The organism is Streptomyces sp. NPDC001709, assembly GCF_053596375.1.
Genome location: NZ_JBSFGB010000104.1, coordinates 1 through 7,653, shown reverse-complemented (window position 1 = coordinate 7,653; position 7,653 = coordinate 1). Strand labels below are relative to the sequence as shown.

The following is a 7,653-nucleotide window of genomic DNA, read 5'->3' as shown; positions in this document are numbered from 1 at the left end:
CGCCAGCACCGCCCGATTGACCATGATCGCCACAGCGGGATCATGCCATCCACCTGGCACGACACCTCACCCGCTATCACGCACCAACTCGTAAGGAACCCGATAGCGGCCGAGGTAACGGCCGCGAACACAGCATGGGTGTCCGTCAGCCGCGACGCGTGGGTCCCCCGGGAGTAAAGGCCCGCACGGGAAGCTCGCTGCCCAACCTCAACATAGACGAGTTGCCCCTCTGCCTGCGGCTACCCAGCGCGGACGAGTGAAAGCCCGAGCTCTTCCGACTCGGGCCGGAACTGCACGACCAGCAGTCAGGGCGCGCTGAGAATGTGCTGTTCCCACCGGTGGAGCCAGTCGCTGTGCCCGTCTTCGTCGGCCGGGAGTTGACGACGATCGCGGCGACGGCGCCGTCCTGTGTGAGGGCGCCGGTCTCCACGGCAGTGCGCCCGGAGCCGATCGCCCTGCCGCTGCTGCGGAACATCATGACGGCCGTACCGTGCGGGCGGCGCTTGCCGGTAAGCAGGTAGCGGGTCCACTGGGTGCCGACGGCGTCCGGCTCCTCGGCGCGGTCGTGTTGCTGCCGGGTGCCGGGGGCGACTGGATGAGCGCCAGGGCAGGGGATCGCCACGAACCGAACGCCCTGCCCCTCGAACGACGCTGAAGCCCTGTCATGAGATTTACTTGCGCCGCGTCAGTCGAAGCTCGCCCTGTCGCGACGCACGGCACGGTGCCTCCGGCACGGGGTACCTCGCGGCGTTGCCGCATCGACCGAGCAGGCGCCCCACGAGGCCGATCCGGCGCCTTGCGATGCACGGCACCGGACGCCGCTCCTTGACGAGAAGACCCTGACCTCGCGGTACAAGACCCCCTACCACTGCGGGCCGCGGACCGTTGCGATGCCGATGGTGTTGGTGGCGGGGAACAAGCCGGACAGGAGCAGGGCGCTGAGGATCGGACCGTTCAGTTCGGCGAGGCGGTCGACGCCCTTGTCGCCGATGGCCTTCCACGGCTCGGCGGCGAGCCGGTCGGTGAGCCGTTCGACCTGGTCGCGGCCCTCGGCGCCGCGTTCGGTGGCTTTGCCGTCGTCGTCGATCCAGCCCCGTGAGCGCAGCCGGTCCGCCGCGGCTGCCCACGCGTCCTCGCTCCACTGACGGCTCCGGAAAGTCTCCACCGGCGCGGCGCCGATCGCCGCAAAGGACACCAGGGCCTCGCACGGGTCGAGACCACTTGCGAGCAGCGCCGTGATGTGGCCGTCACCGCGCTGCTCGCGGATGATCGTGGCGGCCTGCCAGAACACAAGGTGCGGCTCGTCGGGCCAGGGCAGGTCCGCGTTCGCCGCAGCCATCGGCCGCCCCGCGATGTCGGCGGCCTCGGCGACCCGGCGGACCAGCCGCGCCGCCTCGGCGAAGTCCGGCGTGCCGATCAGGTCACCCATGAGCGCCCGGTACGCGCGGTCGACCCCCCGCATCCGCGCCGCGAGCACCTCGTCACGGGAGGCCACGTTCCAGCCACTGGAGACGTGCTCGGCGACCATACGCGGGCTGAAGCTGTAGAAGGCTGCGGCCACCTGCCTGGGCCCGGCCGCGCCGAGCGGAGCCGATCGCAGCGGGAAGTAGCTCGGCCACCTGGTGGCCACGTCGTAACCGAGGGCGGCGAACTCCTCGAACACCTCGGGCGCGTAGTAGACCAGCGCGTGCGCGGCCTCCAATTGCTGCCACATCCGCCGTGCGGTCCGCCTGTAGTAGACCTCGTCCGTCATGCGGACCATCTTTGACCGGCGATCACCCACCGGGAAGCTCCGCCCCGCTTAAAGTGAGGGGAAACTCACGGGACTTGGGGGATCCATGTACTTGGTGACCGGCGCGACCGGCAACGTGGGCACCGAAGTCGTCGCGGCACTGGCCCGGGCCGGGCAGCGGGTGCGCGCACTCGTCCGCAGCCCCCGCGAGATCCCCGGCGCCGAGGCGGTCGTGGGCGACCTCAACCGCCCTGACACCCTCGCCGACGCGCTGGCCGGCGTGGACGGGCTGTTCCTGCTCCCGGGCTACCAGAACATGGCCGACACTCTGGCCCTGGCCGCCGGAGCAGGGGTGCAGCGGGTAGTGCTGCTGTCCGGCGGCTCGGCCGCGAGCGGCGACCTCACCAACGCGGTCGCGCGCTACATGATCGAGTCCGAGCGGGCGGTACGCGACTCAGGGCTGGCCTGGACTTTCGTCCGTTCGGGGGCGTTCATGTCGAACGCCTTGCGCTGGCGCCCGCAGTTGGCCGCCGGTGACGTGGTACGGGTCCCGTTTCCGACCATACGGGCCGCCGCCGTGGACCCGTACGACATCGCCGCCGTCGTGGCACGGGCGCTCCTGGATGACGGACACGTGGGCAGGATCCATCCGGTGACAGGCCCTCAGTCGCTGCTGCCCGAGGAGCAGGTCGCGGTGCTGGCCGAAGGCCTTGGCCGGGACCTGAGCTGCGTGGGACTGACGAACGCCGAGGCCAGGGCCGAGATGGAGGCGTCCATGCCGGTCGAGTACGTTGACGCCTTCTTCAGTTTCTACGTGGACGGCACGCTCGACGAGTCGAGGGTCCTGCCGACCGTTCACGAGGTCACCGGCCGGGCGCCCCGCACCTTCGAGCAGTGGGTGCGCGACCACGCGGACGCCTTCTCATAGTGCTTCGCTACCTCAACGTGGACGGAACCGAGATGCGCACCGACCGCGTGGCTGCCGCCGGTCGCAACGGAGCGGGCCTGTGGTGGTCTGGGAAGCACAAGCACCACGGAGGGAACGTGCACGTCATCTCGGCCCCGGACGGCTGGCCGTTGCGGGTCTCCCGGGTCCGGGAGCACGACACCACCGCGCCGGCGCACACGGCCTGGTCGACGCCCTGAACCGGCTCGCCGCTGCCCTGGGCATCCCACTCTGACCGACCTCGGCTACGAAAACGTGGCAGACGGCATGCGACACCCGGTCAAGAAGACCAAGGGCGGGGAACTCACCGAGTACGACCACGCGTTCAACGCCGTGATCCGAGGCGTCCACGCCGTCGCAGAGCGGGCCAACGGCCTGCTCCAACTCGAACACCGCCGCACTGTGGAGGATGACGGAAGAGAGCGGGTCTGCGCGGTGAAGTGTGGGCCTTTGATAACTCCGACAACAGGGAGCGTTTCTTCCTATGACCACACAGCCCGCACGCCCTGAGCACAGCGGCCCCGAGTCCGCCTCGGTCCTGGATGTCTCGCCGTTCAAGCCTTCTCTCGTCAAAGCGGTATTCAGGGACGTGACCTCGATGCACGTCTCTCGGTCGGCCGCGTGGGCCGCCGCGTCGGTGACGCGGACAGTGCTGACGGAGATCATCGACGGCGCGAGGAGAGCGGCGGCGGAGGAGGCCCGGAGGAAGCTGATCCCCGGTGACCTTCTCTCGGCGATCGACCGGAACGTCGAGCTCGAGGTCGGAAACAGTTGGTACGGTCACAGCCCGACGTTTCAAGGCCTGACCGGTGTCCTGCACGACGCCGAGGGCGTCATCGTGCCTTCCCGCAAGCGCAGCAGGTCGCGCAAACCGAGTGCTGTGGTCTGCGCTCACAGGTTCGAGGCCGGGGTCAAGAAGCTGCTGCGGAGGCAGGGGGCGACGGCCGTCCCAGCGGTGGTTCGCGACCTGGACGGAATCGCAAGCGTGTTCCTGACGGACCTCGCCCGGGACGCGGCCATGGTCGTCCGCGAGGGCGGGGTCAAACGTTTCGGTACGGTCACCCCAGTAATGCCGGACGAAGCGGCCCCACCCCCGTTCCTCAAGGATTCCCTTTGGGCCCCGTCCACCCGCAGGGGGGACGGGCGGACCATCAGCAGGGATGACATCCTGGCCGCCACCACGATTCAGTTGTTCGGTGGCAACCTCAGGCAGCGAGCCCTCACCGAAGTACGCGAGGCGACACAGAACACTTCGGCCGTCTGAGCGGGTGCGACCAACATCGCCGCCTGCACCCTCATCTGCTATCGCAGACTCGCCACATGAGATGGCCTCTTAGTGGGCGTTTAGAGATGAGCTGCGTCGTTAAGCTACCTTTGCGGGCGCGAGTTTTAGGATGTCTGCCCTAAACGCGCGTCTTCGAGTCCGCCGAGCCGACGACTTGGCTGCCCGTTTACTCCGCTTCTTGCGCACGAAGTCCGTCTGGTTTGAAGATCAGGCAGAAACGCCCGACAGGAACGGAACGTCAGCGTCCGACGCATCCATGATCACGCTACGGCGTGAGCCAGCGGAAGCCGTACCCCAGCGACCTGTCCGACGCCCGATGGGCCTTAATCGAGCCGACGTCGACGGCCTGGAGGAAGGCCCGGCTCGACCGCAGGCTCACTTGGCAGCCGGCCAAAGTCGACCTGCGCGACGTGTTCAACGCACTCCTCTACGTCCACCGCACCGGAATCCCCTGGAAATACCTCCCGCATGACTTCCCCAGCCACGGCACCGTCTACGCCTACTACGCCGCCTGGCGCGACGAGGGAATCCTCACCCAGCTCAACTACGACCTGACCGGCCTGGCTCGCGTAAAGGAAGGACGCAAGCCCGAACCGACCGCTTCCGTGATCGACACCCAGAGCGTGAAGACGTCCACCAATGTGCCCCTGACCAGCCAGGGAACCGACGCCGCCAAGAAGATCGTTGGCAGGAAACGGGGCATCCTCACCGACACGATCGGACTCATCCTCGCCGTGACTGTCACCGCAGCGAGCCTGTCCGAGAACGCCGTCGGAATCCAGCTCCTCGACCAGGCCAAGAAGACCTACCCGACCATCTCCAAGAGCTGGGTCGACACCGGCTTCAAAAACGCCGTCATCGAGCACGGCGCCAGCCTCGGAATCCACGTCGAAGTCGTCAACAGAAACCCGGGAGTTCGCGGCTTCCACATTGTCAAAAGGCGCTGGGTTGTCGAACGCAGCATTGGTTGGATCATGCTGCACCGGCGCCTCGCCCGAGACTACGAGACCCTACCCGCCAGCTCCGAGGCCATGATCCACATCGCCTCGATCGACAACCTCACCAAGCGCATAACGGACGAGACGACACCCACCTGGCGAGGAACTTACTGGGAGATAAATGGCAATCCGCCTAGATCAAACACCCTCTTAATGCTCCAGCGTGACTTCGTGGTGTTGCAATGGAGCCGGTCGAGCGGTATAAGGCCGCGCCGGACCGGCGCCCTTTCGGGCGGCGGTCCGGCGCGGCCCGGTGTCAGCTCGCGGTGCGGGCGGGCGGATCAGCCCCAGGAGGTGCCGGCCGGCTCGCGGACCACGGCGTTGAGGCGGTTGAAGAAGTTGGTGACGGCGATCAGCAGGATCAGCGCGGAGAGCTGCTCCTCGCCGTAGTACCCGCGCAGGCGGTCCCACAGTTCGTCGGACACCGCGTCCTCGGAGCGGTCGGCCAGCCTGGTGGTCCGTTCGGCGAGTTCGAGTGCTGCGCGCTCGGCGTCTGTGAAGAACGGTGCCTCCCGCCAGGCGGCGACCGTGGCGATCCGTTCCTCGCTCTCGCCCGCCTTGCGCAGGTTCTGCACATGGGCATGGACGCAGGCGCTGCAGCCGTTGAGCTGGCTGGCGCGCAGCGCGACGATCTCCTGCAGCTCGTGCGTGATTCCGCCCTGGCCGATGGCCTTGATGATGCTGCCGATGCCCTTCATCGCGTCCGGCAGGACGAACGCGGGATTCTTCATGCGTGATTCCATGCCGCCCAGCCTCCCGGCCGACCATCACCATGATCAACGTAGACTTCCGCGCTGATCGATAACCGTGGGATTATCGATCGAGGACACGGGGGGTCCAGTGGAAATCCGGGACATCGAGATCTTCCTGGTGCTCGCCGAGGAGTTGCACTTCGGCCGGGCCGCCGAGCGCCTGCACGTCTCCCAGGCGCGAGTCAGCCAGACCATCAAGAAGCAGGAGCGCCGGATCGGCGCCGCGCTGTTCGAGCGCACCAGCCGTACGGTTCGGCTGACCGAGGTCGGCCGGCAGCTGCGCGACGATCTGCAGCCTGTGTACATGGGCCTGCACGAGTCGCTGGAGCGGGCCAGGATGGCCGGGCGGGGAGTGACCGGGCGGCTGCGGGTCGGCATGATGCCGTTCAACATCGTCGACCTGCACCACTACTGGCGTACGTTCCGCAGGCGCCATCCCCGGTGGGAGCTGCAGATCAGGCCGGCGCCGTACGCCGAACCGTTCGGCGCGCTGCGCGCCGGCGCCATGGACGTCTTCATCGCCTGGCTGCCGGTGGAGGAACCGGATCTGACGGTCGGCCCGACGCTGCTCACTGACCCTCGGGTGCTGGCCGTGGCCGACCACCACGAGCTCGCCGGGCGCGACACCGCGCCGCTGGAGGCATTCGCGGACTTCGCGCACGCGACCACCACCGGCGTCCCGGACTACTGGGAGGACAGCTACCTGCCCTTCCACACCCCGCGCGGCCGTGCCATCGAGCGTGCCCATCTGGTGCTCGGCCCGGACGAGTTGATCTCAGTCTGATCTCGATGGGTGACATCGTGCAGACATTCCCCCGCCACGTGACGCGGTACTGGGGCATGCCGAACATCCGCTGGCTGCCGGTGCCCGATCTGGCCATCCTCAGCTACGCGCTGGTCTGGCGCGGCGAGGCCGAGAATGACGCGATCCGCGCGCTCGCCGACACCGTGCGCGACCTGGGCACGCTCGTGCTCTGATCAGTGCCTGTGGCTGATGATCAGAAACAGGCGCTTCCCTTGTCACGCGACGACGTGACTCTCGCCAACCGCTCGGACCCGTGGCCCGGAGGCGGGCCACGGTCGAGGAACGGCTGGAGCGCCGGCAGCCAACTATGCGTGCTGGTCAGCGGGTGTTCCTGGCGGGCTTTGCCGCCGTGTTTCGGTGCTTCCAAGTCGACGGTGCACCGCCGGTTCCTGATCTGGTCACGCGCAGGGGTGTGGGGGCGTCTGCATCAACAGGTGCTGCAACTTCTGGATGTCCGGAGCCTGGTGGACCTCTCGCGGGTGGTGCTGGACTCGGCACATGTGCGGGCCAAAAAGGGGGCGAACTTGCAGGTCCGAGCCCCGTGGACCGAGGTAGGCCAGGCTCCAAGATGCACATCTTGTCCGATGCAGCCGGGCTGCCCCTCCGTGTCGCCCTCTCGGCCGCCAACACCCACGACAGCCTCGCACTGAAGCCGATGCTGGCCCACTTCCATATGAAACACCGCACGCATGCAGCCGACTCCATGCCCACACGGCTCCACGCAGACAAGGCCTACGACGTCCTCCACCTGCGCCGATGGTTATGGGGCAGGCATATCGGCGTCACGGGGGCCGGCACGCCGGTGAGGTGGCTCTGCAGCACCCAGTCCCGGCCCATGATCGGGCAAACAGCATCCGCGGGACCAGGGACGCGATCGTGGAGAGGTAGGGCTTCTCCAAACTACCGCTAGCAGCGGCTTTCAGTTCGAACATTGTCCGGAAACCGCGAGGCGTGGAGCCTCGGGCCGCGGCAGTGATGTAACGGTTTGTTGTTGAGATGCCACTTTCAATAGTTTCAGTGTCAGCGAGCCCAGGTTCTTAACGAGTTGGTGCGTGATAGCGGGTGAGGTGTCGTGCCAGGTGGATGGCATGATCCCGCTGTGGCGATCATGGTCAATCGGGCGGTGCTGGCGCAT

7 protein-coding genes and 3 pseudogenes are annotated in these 7,653 nt (G+C 67.4%); 7 read left to right on the top strand and 3 right to left on the bottom strand.

The features are described 5' to 3' along the window. Positions 1-862: 862 nt before the first annotated feature. Positions 863-1,753 carry an SCO6745 family protein gene (locus tag ACWC0C_RS47700; RefSeq protein ID WP_450871436.1) on the bottom strand — a complete coding sequence of 297 codons (891 nt, stop codon included), beginning with the start codon at positions 1,751-1,753 and terminating at the stop codon, positions 863-865. An 85-nt stretch (positions 1,754-1,838) separates the two neighbouring features. On the opposite strand from ACWC0C_RS47700, the gene ACWC0C_RS47695 reads away from it, so the two are divergent. The 4 genes and pseudogenes from ACWC0C_RS47695 to ACWC0C_RS47680 form a co-directional block, all read left to right on the top strand. Beyond that, complete coding sequence (locus ACWC0C_RS47695) at positions 1,839-2,660, top strand: NAD(P)H-binding protein (protein ID WP_450871434.1); 822 nt, start codon at positions 1,839-1,841, stop codon at positions 2,658-2,660. Between the two features lie 8 nt (positions 2,661-2,668). Beyond that, positions 2,669-3,062: pseudogene (locus tag ACWC0C_RS47690) on the top strand (transposase family protein); the annotation flags it as partial. 100 nt (positions 3,063-3,162) lie between these two features. Then, positions 3,163-3,942, top strand: coding sequence for a hypothetical protein (locus tag ACWC0C_RS47685; RefSeq protein WP_450871433.1), 780 nt, complete (start codon positions 3,163-3,165; stop codon positions 3,940-3,942). Positions 3,943-4,235: 293 nt separating this feature from the next. Further along, positions 4,236-5,072: pseudogene (locus tag ACWC0C_RS47680) on the top strand (IS5 family transposase); the annotation flags it as partial. Positions 5,073-5,242: 170 nt separating this feature from the next. On the opposite strand, the gene ACWC0C_RS47675 reads toward ACWC0C_RS47680, so the two are convergent. Beyond that, positions 5,243-5,704 (bottom strand): carboxymuconolactone decarboxylase family protein, encoded by a 462-nt coding sequence (locus ACWC0C_RS47675; RefSeq protein ID WP_449202005.1) that lies wholly within the window; start codon positions 5,702-5,704, stop codon positions 5,243-5,245. A gap of 97 nt (positions 5,705-5,801) precedes the next feature. Between ACWC0C_RS47675 and ACWC0C_RS47670 the strand changes: the two genes are divergently transcribed. From ACWC0C_RS47670 to ACWC0C_RS47660, 3 genes and pseudogenes are all read left to right on the top strand, one after another. Continuing rightward, positions 5,802-6,497, top strand: a complete 696-nt coding sequence (locus ACWC0C_RS47670; protein WP_450871431.1) for a LysR family transcriptional regulator — start codon at positions 5,802-5,804, stop codon at positions 6,495-6,497. A 5-nt stretch (positions 6,498-6,502) separates the two neighbouring features. Then, entirely contained in the window at positions 6,503-6,691 is a 189-nt protein-coding gene (locus ACWC0C_RS47665; RefSeq protein ID WP_450871429.1) for a hypothetical protein, read from the top strand. Positions 6,692-6,829: 138 nt separating this feature from the next. Next, a pseudogene (locus ACWC0C_RS47660) lies at positions 6,830-7,422 on the top strand (IS5 family transposase); the annotation flags it as partial. A 15-nt stretch (positions 7,423-7,437) separates the two neighbouring features. Here ACWC0C_RS47660 and ACWC0C_RS47655 read toward each other — a convergent pair. After that, positions 7,438-7,653 (bottom strand): hypothetical protein (locus tag ACWC0C_RS47655; RefSeq protein ID WP_450871427.1); only part of this gene is annotated, 216 nt, incomplete at its 5' end.